Here is a 17,827-nt window from a genome sequence, read left to right on the forward strand (position 1 = left end):
AGCAGGCCTGCTTCACTGGCGAAAGAGGTTCCACAACCCGAAGGCCTCCATCCCTCACGCGGCGTCGCTGCATCAGGCTTGCGCCCATTGTGCAATATTCCCCACTGCTGCCTCCCGCAGGAGTCTGGGCCGTGTCTCAGTCCCAGTGTGGCCGTCCACCCTCTCAGGCCGGCTACCCGTCACCGCCTTGGTAGGCCATCACCCCACCAACAAGCTGATAGGCCGCGAGCCCATCCCCCACCGAAAACACCCAAAGGCGCAATCTTTCCCAAACCCGCCATGCGACAGACCCGGAATACCCCGTATTAGCCCCACTTTCATGAGGTTATCCAGAAGAAGAGGGCAGGTTACTCACGTGTTACTCACCCGTTCGCCACTCATCCACACCCACCAAAAAGGCAAGCGCTTCACCGTTCGACTTGCATGTGTTAAGCACGCCGCCAGCGTTCGTCCTGAGCCAGGATCAAACTCTCCAAACAAAACCAACAAAACCCCAACCAAACAGCCAGGGAAAAGCCAGTACAAAGCCCAGAAAACCAGACCAAAGCCCAACCCAACCCCAAGCAAAACCCAGAGCCAGGCAAACCAAAAACAAACAGCCCCAAGAAACCACACAAACGCGCAGCCCCCCAGAACCAAATGACATAAAAAACATAACACACTATCGAGTTCTCAAACAACACACCCACTGGAAACTCTTCGAAAGACCTTTGTCTTCCGTTTTCCTTTCCAGAAGCGCCTGAGAAACTTTAGCGATCCGATAATCTGGAGTCAAACGATGGTTCGGTGACCCTCGTCTCCCTTTCGGTTCTCTTCAGTTCTCAACTCCCGGTCGGTTTGAGGACTCGTCCTCCCCGTTCCGGGCCGGAGAGAACATTACGCACAGGTCTGTTGACGGTCAAACGCAAACGCGGTGACGGTGCCCACAGAGGCCGTCACCGCGTCAACTCGATCGAAAATCGGACTATATCTCTGAAGGGAACTGAGCCGATCGACCAACTGCCAAGTTGCGCCTTCCCTTGCGCACCAGGACCACTCCCCCGGCGAGCAGGTGCTCGGGACCGATCACCGTGGCGTCGTCCTCCACCTTGACGTTATTGAGGTAGGCCCCGCCTCCGGCGATGGTCTTGCGGGCGGCGTTACGACCCCGCTCCAACTGGGTACTGACGAGCAGATCCACGATCGTGGTCTCGCCCGTCACCACGTCGCCGGAGGCGAGGTCCGCCGTCGCGGCCAGGATGGTCGCTTCGTCGATATCTGCGAGATCCCCGCGTCCCCACAGGGCCGCGGTCGCCGCCTCGGCCTGTGCCGTGGCCTCGGCTCCATGGACCCACGTCGTCACCTCATGGGCAAGGGCTCGCTGGGCCTCGCGCGCCTTGGGGTTCTCGGCGGTAACCGCCTCGAGGCGCTCGATCTCCTCACGCTCCAGGAAGGTGAAGACCTTGAGGAAGCGCACCACGTCGGCATCGTCGACCTGCAGCCAGAACTGATAGAAGGCGTAGGGGCTGAGCATCTCGGGGTTGAGCCAGATCGCCCCGCCCTCGGACTTGCCGAACTTGGTGCCATCGGCCTTGGTGATGAGCGGGTTGGTCATGACGTGGACCGAGGCGCCCTCCACCTTGTGGATGAGGTCCATCCCGCCCACGAGGTTGCCCCACTGGTCGTTGCCACCCACCTCCAGGGTGCAGCCGTAGCGCCGGTAGAGCTCGAGGTAGTCGTTGGCCTGGAGGACCTGGTAGCTGAACTCGGTGTAGGAGATGCCCTCCTCACTGGCCAGGCGGCGTGCGACGATGTCCTTGGAGAGCATGGTGCCCATGCGGAAGTGCTTGCCCAGGTCCCGCAGGAAGTCAATGGCGCTCATCGCCTGGGTCCAGTCCAGGTTGTTGACGATCCGCGCCGGGTTGTCCCCGCTGAAGTCGAGAAGGTTCTCGAGCTGCTCCTGCAGGTCGGCAGCCCATCCGGCCACGACGTCCTTCGTGTTGAGACTGCGCTCGCCCTTGGCGCGCGGGTCGCCGATGAGCCCGGTCGCTCCGCCCACGAGTGCGAGAGGGCGGTGTCCGGCGAGCTGAAGGTGGCGCATCACCTTGACGGCCACGAGGTGGCCGTGGTGGAGACTCGGTGCCGTGGGGTCGAACCCGCAATAGAAGGTGACGGTTCCATCGGCCAACGCGGCGCGCAGCGCATCGATGTCCGTGTGCTGGGCAATGAGCCCGCGCCACTGCAGTTCGTCCAGGATGTCCGTCACTGTCCAGTCGCCTTCCATGGGTCGTCGTGCGTCCTGCACGCGTTGTCCCGGCACGTCGCGCCCGGGGCCGGTTGAAACCTCCGGCGCGGATAGTCTGCCATGTCCCGCTGCCATGTCCCGGCCCGGCTTCCACGATGCGGTCGCATCAGACCGGCGTCGTTGTCACGCCGGCCGCCCGCTGCACGCGCGCGTTGGCAGACGGCGATGATCAGTCCGTGGAAGTCCTTGTGCCGGTCGATGCCGAGGCCGCTGCCGGTCATCGCTGCTTCGTGAGCACGACGAGCGTCCTCATAACCCCGCCCCATCTCATAGCCGGCTTGACGAAGTAGGCCCCTGGCGTAGGCGTCGAAGATGAACCGGGGACAGTCGTAGACCATGAGGGCGACGAGATCGGCCCTCTCCGGGCCGAAGCCGGGAAGCCTCATCAGCTCGGCGGACCAGGGCTCGATCTCGCCGAGCTCGGAGCGCAGCAGCTCGTACGGGGTGCATATGGGGATCGGTGCATCTGGCGAGATCCGAGCGAAATACGGGGAACGTTCATGAGTCCTTGACGGGGCGGTCCCAGATGAGGGTGTAGCGGTAGTAGAAGCGCCGTCGAACTCTGGCCCCGGGAAGGCTCCGAGTTGCCGCTGCGCGGATCTCGTCGAGAGACTCTCTCGGAGCGCTCGTAACGACGCCGATATCGGGGGTCTCCCGGTGCATGGCACCGATCACGCGCAGTGGGAGGACAGCGAGGGCGGACAGCGTCCAGTCCCATGGGCTCTTATTGGCGGCCAGGCCGACGACGATGAGTCGCCCGCCGGGTGCCACCAGCCCGCTCAGCCTCGTCAGGCCTGGCTCCAGCGGGAGGTGGTGCAGGGTTGCCACGCAACTGACGGTCTCGAAGGTTCCGATGCGCTCGGGCAGACCCGGGTCCATGACGTCGTCGAGCAGGATCTTTGCCCGCGGGATCTGTTCCAGGCGACGACGCGCTCGTGCAACGGCTTGCTCGTCAGGATCGAGTCCGACGACGCAGCGGCACACCGCTGTCAGGCGCGCGAGCAGGAGCCCGTCGCCGCATCCGACATCGAGCGCGCTCCCACCGCGCCGCGCCGCGTCCCGCACAATGCGCCGGTGAAAAGCGACATTGTGGTTCCAGTAGTCATCGGCCACTGTGAAAACCTGACGGAGCAGCCACCTCGGTCGGACCGGCTGTGTCACCAGGGGGCCTGGGGTTCGCACTCCGGCCGATGGACACATCGGTCTCCTCGCTGCGGTGCGCTGTGGGGCTGCGCACCACGGCACCGGCGTCGCGCAGCAGTGCCTCGCGCAGGTGGGGCACGGCGGCGAAGTACGCCTCATCGGCATCCTCCACCAGAGGCGTTGCCCGGGCCCCGACATCTCGCCCTGCCGCTGTCGTTGTCACGATCCGGGCACGGGCGTCGTTCGGATCCTGCTGACGCGAGACAAGGCCGGCCCGCTCCAACCGGCGCAGCACCTGGCTGGCGGTTTTCACATCCATTCCCGCTTGGGCCGCGATCATCACCTGGCTGGCCCCGTCCCCTTGCTCCTCGAGCCACTGCGTGCAAGACAGGAGGACGAACTGGGAGTGCGTCAGTCCAACTGGTTCCAGGGCGGCAGCGATGTCGCGCTGCCAGGCCAGCGCGGTCCTCCACATGAGGAAGCCGGGGCTCGCCTCCGGCCCCTGGAACCGTGTTCTCACATGGCGACCCTAGCAGCCGCGATGAGTGAGTCGAGGGCCTGCGGAAAGTCTGCTGCGATTCTCGGACCGATCACCGGGCCTGCGTCATCAGCTCCGGGCCCGTCGATGTCGAGGCGGGTAGTCACGACGCTCTTCCCCTGTGTCTGCTCAGATATGAAGGAGTGCGTGAAGGTCAGCTCCACGCCCCCGTAGGAGACCCGGTCGGCCTGGACATGAGGGGGTTCCCAGCGCGTCACCGTGATCTCGACGCTGTCCTGCCCGGCCGGTGTCATCGTGATCGATGCACCGGGCCCTACGGGCTCGCGTGGTTCGTAACGGTCTCCCTCTGGGAGCTCAATCTCACCGGAGAGGACCTTGATCCAGGTCTCCCACAGGACTTCCACCGGGAGATCCACTGTCCGTTGACACTCAGTCGACCACATGGCCTGCCCTTCCTCCGCCCTCAGCGGTTCCACAACTCGAATAGTCTGTGTAGCGATAATCTGTGTACCTATTATTAGTGGATGGGCGAGGCTCTGGCAAGTGGGTGTTTAACGGCGTGAGGCTCGGTGAGGTTCAGTCCTATGAGCGTCGCCTGGTGACGGCGGGCCGGTACGTTGAGACGGTGGGTTCTCCATCCAGCCAGAAGCGCCATGGGAAGGCTTCTCCGTCTCCCCCGGGGCCTGCAACCCCGGTGCGCGGCCCGCACCGGATGCGTTCAGCATCCGGCGCCCGCTGCAACTCCGGCAGCGTCAGGCTGATACGTGATCCCGGTCCGCCCAGCGGCTCGCCGTCGTCGGATCGGTCCAGCCCGAGCGCGGAGCACAGCCGGGCCGGTCCACGGGCCAAGTCGCGATCGGTGCGCGCAGCGGGGCGACGGGCTCGTGCCAGCTCGATGCCGTCCACCACCTCTCCCCCTCGCAGGAGCACCGCTCGCGAGATTCCCGCCGGTCCGGTGACGATGTTGAGGCAGTGGTGCATGCCGTAGGTGAAGTAGACGTAAATGCAACCGCCGACCTCGAACATGGAGGCGTTGCGCGCTGTGAGCCCTCGGAAGGCGTGGGAACCGGGGTCTTCCTCGCCCCGGTAGGCCTCCACCTCGGTCAGGCGGATCGCGACGCTCCCCTCCGGACAGGCGACGGCGATGACGGCGCCCAGCAGCGCCGGGGCCACCTCCAGGCTGTCGCGGCTCAGGAGTGAGACGGCCTCGGGACTCAGTTCCACCGCAGGCGCCCTCATCAGTCGTCCTTGCGAGCTCGCTCAGCCCCGCTCCACGTCAGCCCCGCCATCCTCGTCATCGAACTCCTCCGGCTCGGGCCACTGAGGACCTGCGGGGCCGTCCAGCAAGGAGCCCTCCCAGGCGAAGACTCGCAGCTCGGCGCTGCGGGCGATGGCCCGGGCGAGCTGCTCGACGACGCGCACCGGTGCAGTGCCACCGTGCCCGGTACGGGCTGCCACCGCCCCCTCTGCCGAGAGGACCTCGCGCACACCGGGGGTGAGCCGCTCATCGATGGCGGCGAAATCGTCGTCGGACAGGTCCCACAGCTCGATGCCGCGCCTGTCGCACTCGCGCACGCAGGCGCCGGAGATCTCGTGGGCGCGGCGGAAGGGCACGCCGTTCTTGACCAGCCATTCGGCCACGTCGGTGGCCAGGGAGAACCCCTGCGGAGCCAGGGCGGCCATGCGCTCGTAGCGGAGGGTCATCGTGCTCACCATGCCGCTGACGGCAGGCAGCAGGACGGCCAGGGTATCGACGGCGTCGAAGACGGGCTCCTTGTCCTCCTGCAGGTCCCGGTTGTAGGCCAGGGGCAGGGCCTTGAGGGTGGCAAGCAGACCCGTCAGGTCCCCGATAAGGCGCCCGGCCTTGCCCCGGGCAAGTTCGGCCACGTCCGGGTTCTTCTTCTGCGGCATGATGGACGAGCCCGTGGAGTAGGAGTCGTCGAGAACGACGAAGTCGAACTCCTTGGTGTTCCAGATGATGATCTCCTCGCTCAGGCGCGAGACGTCCACCGCCACCATCGTCAGGACAAAACTCAGCTCAGCGACGACGTCGCGGGAGGCCGTGCCGTCGATGGAGTTCTCGACGGCTGCCTCGAAACCGAGGTCGGCGGCCACGGCGTCGGGATCCATGCCGAGCGTGTTGCCGGCGAGCGCACCGGAGCCGTAGGGACTCACGGCGGCGCGCGCGTCCCAGTCCTCGAGGCGCTCGACGTCTCGCATGAGCGGCCAGGCATGGGCGAGCAGTTGGTGGGCGACCAGCACCGGCTGGGCGTGCTGCATGTGGGTGCGTCCGGGCATGATGGCATCGGAGGCTCGGGCCGCCTGATCGATGAGGGCGTCGACGACGTCGAGAACGAGCCCGGCCACGTGGCGCGCCTGGTCGCGCAGGTACATGCGGATGAGAGTGGCGATCTGGTCGTTGCGGCTGCGTCCGGCACGCAGACGCCCGCCCAGGTCCTCACCGGCGCGCTCGATGAGCCCGCGCTCCAGAGCCGTGTGGACGTCCTCGTCAGTGGCCTCGGGGACGAAGACGCCGGCGACGACGTCGGCCTCAAGGCGGTCCAGGGCGTCCAGCATGCCGGCCAGTTGGTCCTCGTCCAACAGGCCGACCTGTGCCAGAGCACGGGCATGGGCGCGGGACCCGGCAATGTCGTATCGGGCCAGGCGCCAGTCGAAGTGGGTACTCACTGACAGTGCGGCCAGTGCGTCGGCGGGCCCCCCGCAGAAGCGCCCACCCCACAGGCTGACGCCGATCGGCTTGGAATTCTGATGCGAGTCGGAGGGGACGGACTGAGCGGCGCTCGAGGTGGCGGAGTGGTTGAAGGACTGGCTCATACCCCCATCATGGCCCATCCACCGACAACGGCGCCTCAGTGACCGGTCCGGAATGGTTCTATGGCGGATCGGCGGCAAAGGGCCCTCGTCTCTCTTGAGGAAAGCACGAGGGCGGGGGCAGGTCGGGCGACACCGACCAACGGGAAGGAAGAAGGACCTGCCCAGCGGCTCGCCCGCCATGTCATGATGAGCCATGCCCGCCGAACAAGACGCCCTTTTCCCAGGCAAGCAATTCATCTCCACCGTGCTCGAGGCGCTGGAGACCAAGACCAGGATGACCGGGGCGATCGCCCATCGCTACCTCATGCGCGCGGCAATGGCCGGCATGATCGTGGCGGTCTTCTACATTGTGAACTACGCCATCGTCGGTATCTTCAGCGGCCTTCACGTTGGGGAGACTTCCCTGGCCGGGATCGGAAAGATGCTCGGGGCGCTGGCCTTCGGCCCCGCCCTCGTCTTCATCTACTACACGAAGTCCGAGCTGCTCACCAGCAACATGATGGTGGTCGTCATCGGCTACTACTACAAGCGCATCTCGGCGTGGAGAACCCTGAGAGTGCTGTTCATGTGCCTGGCCGGCAATTTCATGGGCGGTCTCGTCTTCGCCGTCATGTACCACTTCTCCTCACTCGTGGAAGGACCCACCGGCGAGCAGGCCCTGCACTCGGTGGAGGCCAAGCTCGGTTATCTGTCGTCGGCCTCGGGGATCGGCGACCTCTTCGTGCGGGCGATCCTGTGCAACTTCATGATCAATCTGGCGATGCTCCTCATCTACAACGGCTTCATCCGCGAGGACTGGTCCAAGATCTTCTCGATGATCATGGCCGTATTCGTCTTCGCCTTCCTCGGCTTCGAGCACTCGGTGGCCAACACGGTGCTGTTCACCGTCATCGGTCTGACGCACGGGATCGACGTCCTGCCAGCACTGGGCAATGTGGCCGTGGCGCTGCTGGGCAACTTCGTGGGCGGTGGTCTGCTGATCGGCGGCTACTACGCCTACGCCAACGACGACTCCCGCTGGCTGGGCCGACAGCTCCACAAGGACGAGGTGCAGGCGGGAGAGTAGACCGAGACCGAGGTAGACGTCCTCCGGCCATCAGTCGGCCCGTCCGTCCGCCACGACAGGACAACGAGCGAACCGGTTGCCACCGCACTGCTGCAGGCGGTGGCAACCGGTTCGTCATGTCTCCTCCTCACCGACGACGCTGAGCAGGCTGGCGACGAGGCGGATTGCCGCTCATCGTCCCGGTCGAGACCCCGATCAGAATCCCTGGCCGTTACCGGCACGCACGTCACGAGCGGCGGCGAGCTTGGACTGCATGCCGTAGATCTCAATGAACCCCCGGGAGGAGGACTGGTCGAAGGTGTCTCCGCTCTCGTAGGTGGCCAGGTTGAAGTCGTACAGGCCGGTCTCGGAGCGGCGCCCAGTGACAGTTGCCCGGCCGCCGTGCAGAACCATGCGGATGTCGCCGCTGACGTAACGCTGGGTGTCCTCGATGAAGGCATCCATGGAGCGCTTGAGCGGGGAGTACCACTGCGCCTCGTAGATGAGCTCGGCCCAGGTCTGCTCCATACTCCGCTTGTAGCGGCGCTGCATGCGCTCCAGGGTGACGGCCTCGAGCGCCCGATGCGCCTCGATGAGGGTCACCGCCCCGGGGGCCTCGTAAATCTCGCGGGATTTGATGCCCACGAGCCGGTCCTCCACTGTGTCGATGCGGCCCACGCCCTGCGCCCCGGCCCTGCGGTTGAGCTCTTGGATGGCCTCCAGCGGGCTGACGTCACGGCCGTCGATTGCCACCGGGACGCCCTCCTTGAAGGAAATGATCACCTCATCGGGCAGGGGCGGGTAGGCGGGGTCATCGGTGTAGACGTAGACGTCCTTGGTGGGGGCGTTCCACAAATCCTCCAGGAAGCCGGTCTCGATGGCGCGTCCCCAGACGTTCTGGTCGATGGAGAACGGGTTGTGCTTGGTGGTCTCGATCGGCAGGTTGTGCTTCTCGGCGTAGTCGATGGCGACGTCGCGAGTCAGCGCCAAGTCTCGCACCGGGGAGATGCAGTCCATGTCAGGGGCCATCGAGGTGATGGAGACCTCGAAGCGGACCTGGTCGTTGCCCTTGCCGGTGCAGCCGTGCGCCACAGTGCGGGCGCCGAACTCGCGGGCGGCCTTGACCAGGTGGCGGGCGATGACGGGGCGGGAGAGCGCGGAGACGAGCGGATAGGTTCCCTCGTAGAGGGCGTTGGCCTTGAGGGCGGGCATGCAGTAGTCGTTGGCGAACTCATCTCGTGCGTCGGTCACATAGGCCTCGACGGCACCGCAGTCGAGGGCTCGCTGACGGATCACCTCAAGGTCCTCGCCGCCCTGGCCGACATCGACGGCGACGGCGACGACCTCTCGGCCGGTGGCCTCACCGATCCAACCGATGGCGACAGACGTGTCCAGGCCTCCGGAGTAGGCCAGGACGACACGGTCCTTGTGGGTACTCATGGGATATCTCTTCTCTTCGCGGTGACACTGATGAACCGGTGATGAGGGGACGAGGGGCGTTGGGAATGGTTCAGGATCGGGTCGAGGGGTCGGCCAGCGCAAGCAGGTGACCGGCCACGTCGGCGGCGACCTGGCTGCTGCGGGTGATGACCAGGACGGTGTCGTCTCCGGCGATGCAGCCCAGGACCCCGGGCATCATCGCGTCGTCGACGGCTCCGGCGAGCAGCTGTGCGGCTCCGGCCGGGGTTCTCAGCACCACCTGGGGGCCTGCCCACTCGGCGGTGACGAGCAGCTCGGCGCACCATCGGGTCAGGCGGGGAGTCGTGTGGGCCGGCAGGGAGTCGTCGGTCTCCTCCGTGGTGAAGCCTCCGGCGTGAATCTGTCTGGGAACGCCCGCCTCGGGCATCGAGTAGATGAGTTCTCCGCCCGGAGCGCGGATCTTCGTGGCCCGCAACTCCACCAGGTCCCGCGAGAGTGTGGCCTGGGTGGTGCTGATGCCGCGCTGAGCCAGGGCCTTGCGCAGCTGGGCCTGGGAGCGGATGCGCTCACGGGAGAGGATCTGGACGATGCTGGCGTGCCGGGCGGTCTTGGTGGAGGGCACCACTGGGGCCGTTGCCGCCAGATCACGCTGGGTAGTGGCCTCGGTGGTGGCGCTCATGAGTCGGCCTTCTCTGACAGTGCCCGAGTGAGGACCTCGGACAAGGCGGTGGTGAAGGCTCGGGCGTCGTCGTCGGACAGGATGAAGGGCGGCGCCAGACGAATCGTGTCGGGACGCGGCGCGTTGACGATGAAGCCGCGAGCAGCCAGAGCGGCAGCAATCTCGCCTGCGGGCGGGAGGCCCTCTGCCAGTCCGATGCCGATTAGCAGGCCTCGGCCGCGTACCTGGTCGACGCCGTCGACGGCCGCGAGGTCCCGGGCCCAGGCGGAGCCGAGCCTCTCGACCCGGCCGAGCAGGTCCTGACTGCCGATGGTCTCGATGACGGCCAGAGCGGCGGCGCAGGCCACTGGGTTGCCGCCGAAGGTGGTGCCGTGCTGACCGGGTCCTAGGAGGGTCGCGGCCTCGCCGGTGGCGACGACTGCGCCGATGGGGATGCCGCCGCCCAGCCCCTTGGCGAGGGTGACGACGTCGGGGACGACGCCGGGGGCTATCAGATGGTGCGCCATCCAGGCGCCGGAGCGCCCCATGCCGGTCTGGACCTCATCGATGATGAGCAGAGCGCCGACGGCCTTGGTCAGCTCTCGGGCGGCCTCCAGGTACCCGGCGGGCAGCTCGCGGACCCCGGCCTCGCCCTGGATAGGCTCGACGATGAGTGCGGCCACGTCCGGCCCCAGTGCGTTGCGCAGTGCCCCGACATCCCCGGCCGGGATGAACTCGACCCCGCCGGGCAGTGGCTCGAAGGGCTCTCGGTAGGCGGCTTTGTAAGTCAGGGCCAGGGCGCCCATGGTCCGCCCGTGGAAGGCATCCTGGAGCGCCAGGACGCGAGGGCGGCTGCCGCCGCCGTGGCGGCGGGCGATTTTGAAGGCGGCCTCGTTGGCCTCGGTCCCGGAGTTGGCCAGGAAGACCCGGGACTCGCGTGCGGCCGGCCCCGGGAAGGTCAGGGAGATGAGCTCCTCGGCGAGACGGACCTGGGCGGGAGTGGTGAAGAAGTTCGAGACGTGGCCGAGGGTGCTGAGCTGGTCGGTCACGGCCTCGACGATCGCCGGGTGGGCATGGCCCAGGCAGTTGACGGCGATCCCGGCCAGGAGGTCGGTGTACTCCTTGCCGTCGGCGTCCCAAACGCGGACGCCCCGGCCTCGGACCAGCACCCGGCCGGGAGCGCCGAAAGTATTCATGACGGCGTCGGTGTAGCGGTTCAGCCAGTTGGCATTGGCCGAACCGTCACCGATGGCCGCACCGGCGGCAGGGTCGGTGCTGTCGGTGGTGGGAGCCGGTGCTTCTGAGAGGGTTCTTGCCTGTGTGGTCATAGGCTCTTGCCTCCGTTCAGTGGCGGTATCGGGGTGTCCCCGGGGTGAATGACGGTACCGACACCCTGATCGGTGACGATCTCCAGGAGCATGCTGTGGGCCTGGCGCCCGTCGACGACGTGGGCCTGTGCGACTCCGCCGTAGACAGCCCTCAGGCAGGCCTCCATCTTGGGGATCATCCCGGACTCGAGCGTCGGCAGGAGCTCCTCGAGCGCGGCCGCACTGATGAAGGGCACCAGCGAGCCGCGGTCGGGCCATGCGGCGTAGAGCCCCTCGACGTCGGTGAGCATGAGGAGCGTGCGGGCCTTGAGCGCTACGGCGATCGCGGCGGCGGCCGTGTCGGCGTTGATGTTAAGGACGGTCTCGGAGTCCGTCGTCAACGGGGCGACCGAGGAGATGACCGGGATGCGGCCCTGGTCGAGCAGGTCGATGATCGGCTGTGGGCTGACGTCGACGACGTCGCCGACCAGGCCCACGTCGATGCTCTCGCCGTCCACCGTCGCCAGGCGCTGACGGGCCTGCAGGATCCCGCCATCCTCACCGCTGATGCCGACCGCTGCGGAGCCGTCGGTGTTGAGAAGGGAGACGAGCTCGCGCTGCACGGAACCGGTGAGCACCATGCGGACCACGTCCATGACCTCGGGCGTGGTCACGCGCAGGCCTCCGCGGAACTCCGAGCTGATGCCCAGCCGCTTGAGCATGGCGTTGATCTGGGGGCCGCCGCCGTGGACGACGACGGGGCGCACCCCGACCTGATGGAGGAAGAGGATGTCCTGGGCGAAGGCTCGCTTGAGGTCGTCGTTCACCATGGCGTTGCCGCCGTACTTGATGACCATGGTGGCGCCCTTGTAGGTGCGCAGCCACGGCACGGCCTCCAGCAGGACGGATGCCTTGATCTGCGGGTCGAGGGGTGTCCGGTTCATGTTGTGTAGTCCGCGTTGATGGTGACGTATCCGTGAGTGAGGTCGTTGGTCCACACGGTGGCCTCGGCCTGCCCTGCTGACAGGGTGATGTCGATGCGAGTCTCGCGAGGACTCATGTCCACTGAGTCCCGGTCCTGGTCGGGGGCGCCGTGGCGGAAGATCGTGACGCCATTGATGGCGACGTCGACTTCCTCAGGATCGAAGGGGCAGACGTCCTCGGGCACGGTTCCCAGCTGGGACAGGACGCGCCCCCAGTTGGGGTCGGCCCCGGCGACGGCGCACTTGAGGAGGTTGGAGGAGCTCACGGTGCGGGCCGCGGCTTCGGCGGCCGCCTCGCTGACGGCGCCGCTGACCGTGATCGCGATGTCGTGGGTGGCTCCCTCGGCATCGGCCACGAGGCGGCGACCAAGTCTGCTCATCACTTCGGTCAGTGCCTCTTCGAACTCGGCCCGAGAGGGCGTATTCCCGGATGCGCCGGAGGCCAGGAGGAGGACTGTGTCGTTGGTGGACATGCAGCCGTCGGAGTTGATCCGATTGACGGTTCGCGCTGTAACAGACGCCAGGGCGTCCTGCGCCTCCTGGGGAGTGAGGACGGCGTCGGTGGTGAGAACGGCGAGCATCGTGGCCAGGCCCGGTGCCAGCATGCCCACGCCCTTGATCATGCCGCCGATAGTCCATCTCTCCTCGCCGGCGCCCATGGTGAGGGTGTCTTCCTTGGAGACGGTGTCGGTGGTCATGATGGCGGTGGCCGCGTCGGTTCCAGCCCGGGGAGTATCGGTCAGGGCGAGGGTGGCGACGTCGAGCCCCTCCAGGAGGACGGGCATATCGATGCGCTCGCCGATGACGCCGGTGGAGCACACCAGAACCCGGCCCGGTTCGACTCCTAGGAGTCCGGCGGCGCGCGCGGCGGTGGCCTCGGTGTCGCGCAGGCCCTGGGACCCGGTGCAGGCGTTGGCGCTCCCGGAGTTGAGGACGACGGCACGGGCGCGGCCTGGTTGGCCGCCCTCCTGACCGGCTAGGAGCCGGCGCGACCAGACCACCGGCGCGGCGACGACGCGGTTGGTGGTGAATACTCCGGCGGCGATATCGAACGGGCCGTCGTTGACGACGAGGGCGAGGTCGGACTTGCCGGAGGTTTTGAGGCCTGCGCGTACGCCGGCGGCTCGGAAGCCCCGGGCAGCGGTCACGCTCATGGTGCGACTCCTTGGGTGGTGATAGCGGTGGTCTCCTCCAGGCCGAGGGCCAGGTTGAGGGACTGCAGAGCGGCACCGGCGGTGCCCTTGCCGAGGTTGTCGACAGCGCACATGGCGACCACGGTGTCTGCACCGCGATCGATGGCGACCTGGACGGTAGCGGTACCGCTGCCTACGACGGTGCCCGTCGCGGGCCAGGTGCCTTCGGGCAGGAGGTGGATGAGGCTCTCGCCTCTTCCGGATGCCCCGTAGGCGGTCTCCCAGGCTGTCCGCACGGCGGCCTCCGGGTCGGGGATTTCACGCAGAGCCGGAGTCAGGGGGGCGGTGACAGTAGCGAGGATTCCCCGGCTCATGGGGACCAGGACCGGGGTGAAGGACAGGTGCGTCGAGCCGGCAGGGGCGCCGGCCACCTCGAAGTTCTGAATGATCTCGGGGATGTGCCGATGGGTACCGCCGACGGCGTAGGGCTGGGCGGATCCCAGCGCCTCGGCGGCGGTGAGGTGAGGCTTGAGCGCCTTGCCAGCACCGGAGTAGCCCACCGCCAGGACCGCGGTTGACCGGGATGGGTCAACGAGTCCGGCGGCGACACCGGGCTGGAGCGCCAGGGTGACGGCGGTGACATTGCAGCCGGGAACGGCGATACGCCTGGTGGAGGCGAGCTCGGTGCGCTGGGCGCGGGCGTGCGACTCACCCGCATGCAGGAGCTCGGGCATGCCGTAGGTCCAGGCGCCGGCGTAGTCAGAGCCGTAGAAGAGTTCCCACGCCTGTCTGCTGGTCAGCCGGTGGTCCGCTCCGCAGTCGATGAGAAGAGGAGTCGCGCCACCGGTCCCGAGCTTCTCGATTGCGGCCGTGATGGCTCCGGAGGCACCGTGGGGCAGGGCCAGGACGACGACGTCGTGCTGGGCGAGAAGCTCCGCCTCGGTCGACTGGACGATCCTGTCGGCCAAAGACAGCAGGTGCGGGTGGTGGTCGCCCAGACGGCTACCGGCGGAGGAGGCCGCGGTGAGCGCACCGATCGTCACCTCAGGATGATTGGCGAGCAGGCGCAGAACCTCACCGCCCGCATATCCGGTGGCTCCGGCAACAGCTACTGTCCAAGTCATGCAGTAACCATACATCCACATGCATAGAAATACATATGTCCGGAGGCTGCTGTGATCTTTCTCCTCCTGGAGCGCCCTGCGGCGACAGTCAGGGTCGCTCCCGACCCCCGGTGAGCGTGTCGTCGTGGAGCGAGGTGGCGATGGCATCCGCCCACTGCCGCACCTCGCCCCAGTCGCGGAAGTCTCCTTCGGAGGCGCCCCCGAGCTTGGCGATAGAGCGCTCGCGCAGGTTGAGCCGGGAGGGGTCGAAGCGACCTGCGAAGGTCATGTGGTCCTCGGGGTCGAGCGCCAGGAGGACCGGGCCGATGCGCATGGGGTCGGAGACCTTGCCCTTCGGCAGGCCGGAGAGCCCCACGGAGAACGCCCACACAGGCTTGGCCTTGAGGGCGTCGTGGAAGCGCTTGGTGAAGTCGACCGCCTCCGGCGTCCATTTGGTCATGTAGACGGCACTGCCCAGGACGAAGGCGTCGTAGTCGTCCACGGTGTCGACGTCTTCGGGGCGTTTGGTCTCCACATCGATCTGAGCAGCCTGGAGCCGCTCGGCGATCACCGCGGCCACCTCGTCGGTGGACCCGTGCTTGGAGGAAGAAGTAAGCAGGATCTTCATAGCGCCTAGTATTGCGGAGACCACACCCGCTGTCTGGGACCCGTTACCCGACGAAGGTGTCGAAGATGCACCGGCGGCCATGGTGTGCATCACACCATAGCCGCCGGCAACGCGAAGGGGCTCTGCGCAGCTCAGCTGCGCAGCTCGGCTCCCAGGAGCTTGGCGGCCCGCTTGACCACGCGCTTGCGCACACTGGCGGTCTCCTCGGCGGTCAGCGTGCGGTCGGGAGCGCGCAGTACCAGGGACACGGCCAGCGACTTCTTGCCCTCGCCGAGCTGGGCGCCTCGGAAGACATCGAAGAGGCGAACCTCCTCGCCCAGCTCCCCGACGGCCTGCCTGACCAGATCCTCGACCTGGGCAGCGGTGACTGCCTCGTCGACGACGAGGGCGATGTCCTCCTTGGCGGCCGGGAAGGTGGAGACCGCCTTGACCTGAAGCTCGCCGGAACTGCGTACGGCCTCCAGCAGCGGGTCGAGATCGATCTCGACGGCGCAGGCGCGCTCGGGCAGTCCGAGTGCGCGGACCACCCGGGGGTGGAGCTCACCGGCGTGGGCTACGAGCGCCCCGGGCTCGATCTTCTTGCCCCGGCGGAGGCCGGGCAGCCGGATCTCCGCGGTGCGTCCGGGGTGCCAGGGGGCGTAGGGCTGCTCCGGGGCGGTGACGACGATCTCCAAGCCCAGGGCGCCGGCCGCAGTGCGGGCCACCTCGATGGCATCGGCCCAGTCCCAGGGGCGGCCCGCCCCCAGGACCCCGGTGCGAGTGCGCTCACCGATCATGACGGCGCCGACGTGGGTGGGCTGAGCGGGGATGCCCGCTCGCAGGGCCGCCAGCTCGGCGTCGCTGGGCCGGTTGTCGGTTCCGGGGATCGGTGCGGGGACGGTGCCGGCCGGATGGGTGACAGACCCGATCTCGAAGACGGCCACGTCGGCCAGGCCGCGGGAGACGTTGCGCCGGGCGACCTCCACCAGGGAGTCCAGCACGCTGGTGCGCAGGTAGGGGGCGTCCTCAGCCAGGGGATTGGCTAAACGGACCGCCTGGCGGCGTGGATCGGATGCGGGGATCTCGAGCAGGTCGAGGATGTCCCCGATGAAGGGGTAGGACAGGACCTGGGTGAGCCCGGCATCGGCCAGGGCACGCACGACATCACGGCAGGCTCTCTGGTCGGTGCTCAGCCCCGTGCCGGCGGGGGCCGTGGGCACGATGACCGGGATGGCGTCGTAGCCGTCGAGCCGGGCGATCTCCTCGGCCAGGTGGGCAGGGCCGACCAGGTCCGGCCGCCAGGTCGGCGGGGTGACGGTGAGAAGCGCGGTCCCGTCGTCGGCTGGGCCGATCTGCTCCACGGCGCAGCCGATGGTGGTGAGCAACTCGGTGACGCGATCGGTTCCATAGGCGACGCCTGTGAGGCGCTCGGCGGCGTCGGAGCGCATGGTGATGGACTCGGGGGCCCGGGTCCGGTTGACGTCGGTGGCCACGGGCTCGGCGGTCCCGCCGCCATACTCGACGAGCAGATCGACGGCGCGCTGGGCGGCGATGGGGGCCAGCTCGGTGTCCACGCCGCGCTCGTTGCGCTTGGACGACTCGGTGGGCAGCTTGTGGCGCCTGGAGGAGCGGGCCACGCAGACCGGATCGAAGTGGGCGGCCTCGATGAGGACGTCGCGGGTTTCGGCATCGACCTCGCTCAGGGCCCCGCCGAAGACGCCGGCCAGTACCAGGGCGCGCGAGCCCTCCCCCTCCGGAGAGTCGGAGATGACTAGGTCCTCGGGGTCGAGGGTGCGGGTGACGTCGTCGAGGAAGGTGAGACGCTCGCCCTCCTGAGCGCGTCGCACGACGATGGGGGCGGTGAGCTTTCCGGCGTCGAAGGCGTGCAGCGGCTGGCCCAGGTCGAGCATGACGTAGTTGGTGACGTCGACGGCCAGGGAGATGGGCCGCATGCCTGCGGCGGTGAGGCGGTCCTGCATCCAGGCGGGGGACGGGGCGGACGGGTCGATGCCGCGCACGAGGCGGGCAACGTAGCGGTCGCAGCCGGGGCGCCCGTGGATGGGGCGGGGGTCCTCGGGGATGACGACGTCGAAGCCGCCTTCACCGGCCGGCGCCAGCCCGTTGGGGTAGAGCCCCGTGTCGGTGGCGTCGGCGGGGTCGGTGAAGCGGGCTCCGGTGGAGTGGGAGTACTCGCGGGCCACGCCGCGCATGGAGAAGCAGTAGCCGCGGTCCGGGGTCACGTTGATCTCCAAAACCTCCTCCCCCAGACCGAGGATGCCGATCGCGTCGGTTCCGGGGGCGGGCGGTTCCTCGCCCTCGTGGCCGTGCTCGGCCAGCCACTGCTGGAGCACGATAATGCCGGAGTGATCCTCCCCGATGCCGAGCTCACGGGCGGAGCAGATCATGCCGTCGGAGACGTGGCCGTAGGTCTTGCGTGCGGCGATGCGGAAGTCGCCGGGAAGGACGGCGCCGGGCAGGCAGACCACGACGGAGTCACCGACGTCGAAGTTGTGGGCGCCGCAGACGATTCCGCGGCTGGGCAGCTCGGAGGGCTCCTTGCCGGTGCCGGGGGCATCGTTGTGCTCGGGGCCGACGTCGACGCGGCAGTAGTTGATGACCTTGCCGTTGGTCTGCTCCTTGGCCTCGAGCGAGAGGACCTTGCCGACGACGAGCGGACCGGTGACGGCCGGGGGAACGATGCGCTCCTCCTCCAGGCCCACCCGGACGAGGTCGGTGGCGAGCTGCTCGGCGCTCAGACCGGCGGGAACATCGACGTGCTCGCGCAGCCATTCAATGGGGACGTAGGGCATA

The 17,827-nt window shown here is 67.6% G+C and carries 15 protein-coding genes and 1 rRNA gene; 1 reads left to right on the forward strand and 15 read right to left on the reverse strand.

The features are described 5' to 3' along the window. From HMPREF0975_RS00005 to argH, 7 genes are all read right to left on the reverse strand, one after another. Nucleotides 1–479, reverse strand: a 16S ribosomal RNA gene (locus HMPREF0975_RS00005); the annotation flags it as partial. Nucleotides 480–964: 485 nt separating this feature from the next. Continuing rightward, nucleotides 965–2,245 carry a tyrosine--tRNA ligase gene (tyrS, locus tag HMPREF0975_RS00010; protein WP_049939289.1) on the reverse strand — a complete coding sequence of 427 codons (1,281 nt, stop codon included), beginning with the start codon at nt 2,243–2,245 and terminating at the stop codon, nt 965–967. Nucleotides 2,246–2,782: 537 nt separating this feature from the next. Further along, complete coding sequence (locus HMPREF0975_RS00020; RefSeq protein ID WP_009232022.1) at nt 2,783–3,397, reverse strand: class I SAM-dependent methyltransferase; 615 nt, start codon at nt 3,395–3,397, stop codon at nt 2,783–2,785. Beyond that, nucleotides 3,387–3,947, reverse strand: a complete 561-nt coding sequence (locus tag HMPREF0975_RS00025; protein ID WP_009232023.1) for a MarR family winged helix-turn-helix transcriptional regulator — start codon at nt 3,945–3,947, stop codon at nt 3,387–3,389. Before HMPREF0975_RS00025 ends, HMPREF0975_RS00020 begins: the two co-directional genes overlap by 11 nt. Continuing rightward, on the reverse strand, nt 3,944–4,369 hold the full coding sequence (locus tag HMPREF0975_RS00030; RefSeq protein ID WP_009232024.1) for a hypothetical protein: 426 nt from the start codon (nt 4,367–4,369) through the stop codon (nt 3,944–3,946). Before HMPREF0975_RS00030 ends, HMPREF0975_RS00025 begins: the two co-directional genes overlap by 4 nt. Before the next feature lie 139 nt (nt 4,370–4,508). Beyond that, complete coding sequence (locus HMPREF0975_RS00035) at nt 4,509–5,165, reverse strand: DNA-3-methyladenine glycosylase (protein WP_009232025.1); 657 nt, start codon at nt 5,163–5,165, stop codon at nt 4,509–4,511. 21 nt (nt 5,166–5,186) lie between these two features. Then, entirely contained in the window at nt 5,187–6,779 is a 1,593-nt protein-coding gene (argH, locus tag HMPREF0975_RS00040) for an argininosuccinate lyase (protein ID WP_009232026.1), read from the reverse strand. 175 nt (nt 6,780–6,954) lie between these two features. Between argH and HMPREF0975_RS00045 the strand changes: the two genes are divergently transcribed. Beyond that, nucleotides 6,955–7,827: a formate/nitrite transporter family protein gene (locus tag HMPREF0975_RS00045; protein ID WP_009232027.1), complete on the forward strand. Its 873-nt coding sequence runs from the start codon at nt 6,955–6,957 to the stop codon at nt 7,825–7,827. A 195-nt stretch (nt 7,828–8,022) separates the two neighbouring features. Here HMPREF0975_RS00045 and HMPREF0975_RS00050 read toward each other — a convergent pair whose 3' ends face one another. The 8 genes from HMPREF0975_RS00050 to pheT all read right to left on the reverse strand — a co-directional run bounded on the left by HMPREF0975_RS00050 (nt 8,023) and on the right by pheT (nt 17,826). After that, nucleotides 8,023–9,246: an argininosuccinate synthase gene (locus HMPREF0975_RS00050; protein ID WP_009232028.1), complete on the reverse strand. Its 1,224-nt coding sequence runs from the start codon at nt 9,244–9,246 to the stop codon at nt 8,023–8,025. Between the two features lie 70 nt (nt 9,247–9,316). Further along, on the reverse strand, nt 9,317–9,904 hold the full coding sequence (locus HMPREF0975_RS00055; protein ID WP_009232029.1) for an arginine repressor ArgR: 588 nt from the start codon (nt 9,902–9,904) through the stop codon (nt 9,317–9,319). Beyond that, nucleotides 9,901–11,211, reverse strand: coding sequence for an acetylornithine transaminase (locus HMPREF0975_RS00060; RefSeq protein ID WP_009232030.1), 1,311 nt, complete (start codon nt 11,209–11,211; stop codon nt 9,901–9,903). Before HMPREF0975_RS00060 ends, HMPREF0975_RS00055 begins: the two co-directional genes overlap by 4 nt. Further along, the gene (gene argB / locus HMPREF0975_RS00065) at nt 11,208–12,134 is read right to left on the reverse strand and encodes an acetylglutamate kinase (protein WP_009232031.1); all 927 of its coding nucleotides are present in this window, start codon (nt 12,132–12,134) and stop codon (nt 11,208–11,210) included. The genes HMPREF0975_RS00060 and argB overlap by 4 nt, the downstream gene beginning before the upstream one ends. Beyond that, complete coding sequence (argJ, locus tag HMPREF0975_RS00070; protein ID WP_009232032.1) at nt 12,131–13,327, reverse strand: bifunctional glutamate N-acetyltransferase/amino-acid acetyltransferase ArgJ; 1,197 nt, start codon at nt 13,325–13,327, stop codon at nt 12,131–12,133. The genes argB and argJ overlap by 4 nt, the downstream gene beginning before the upstream one ends. Next, entirely contained in the window at nt 13,324–14,430 is a 1,107-nt protein-coding gene (argC, locus tag HMPREF0975_RS00075; protein WP_034471645.1) for an N-acetyl-gamma-glutamyl-phosphate reductase, read from the reverse strand. Before argC ends, argJ begins: the two co-directional genes overlap by 4 nt. 88 nt (nt 14,431–14,518) lie before the next feature. Next, nucleotides 14,519–15,037: a flavodoxin domain-containing protein gene (locus HMPREF0975_RS00080; RefSeq protein WP_021606767.1), complete on the reverse strand. Its 519-nt coding sequence runs from the start codon at nt 15,035–15,037 to the stop codon at nt 14,519–14,521. Between the two features lie 131 nt (nt 15,038–15,168). Next, nucleotides 15,169–17,826, reverse strand: a complete 2,658-nt coding sequence (gene pheT / locus HMPREF0975_RS00085) for a phenylalanine--tRNA ligase subunit beta (RefSeq protein ID WP_009232035.1) — start codon at nt 17,824–17,826, stop codon at nt 15,169–15,171. Nucleotide 17,827: the final 1 nt, after the last annotated feature.

The sequence above is a fragment of the Actinomyces sp. oral taxon 849 str. F0330 genome, from assembly GCF_000239715.1.
GTDB classification, from domain to species: Bacteria; Actinomycetota; Actinomycetes; order Actinomycetales; family Actinomycetaceae; genus Actinomyces; species Actinomyces johnsonii.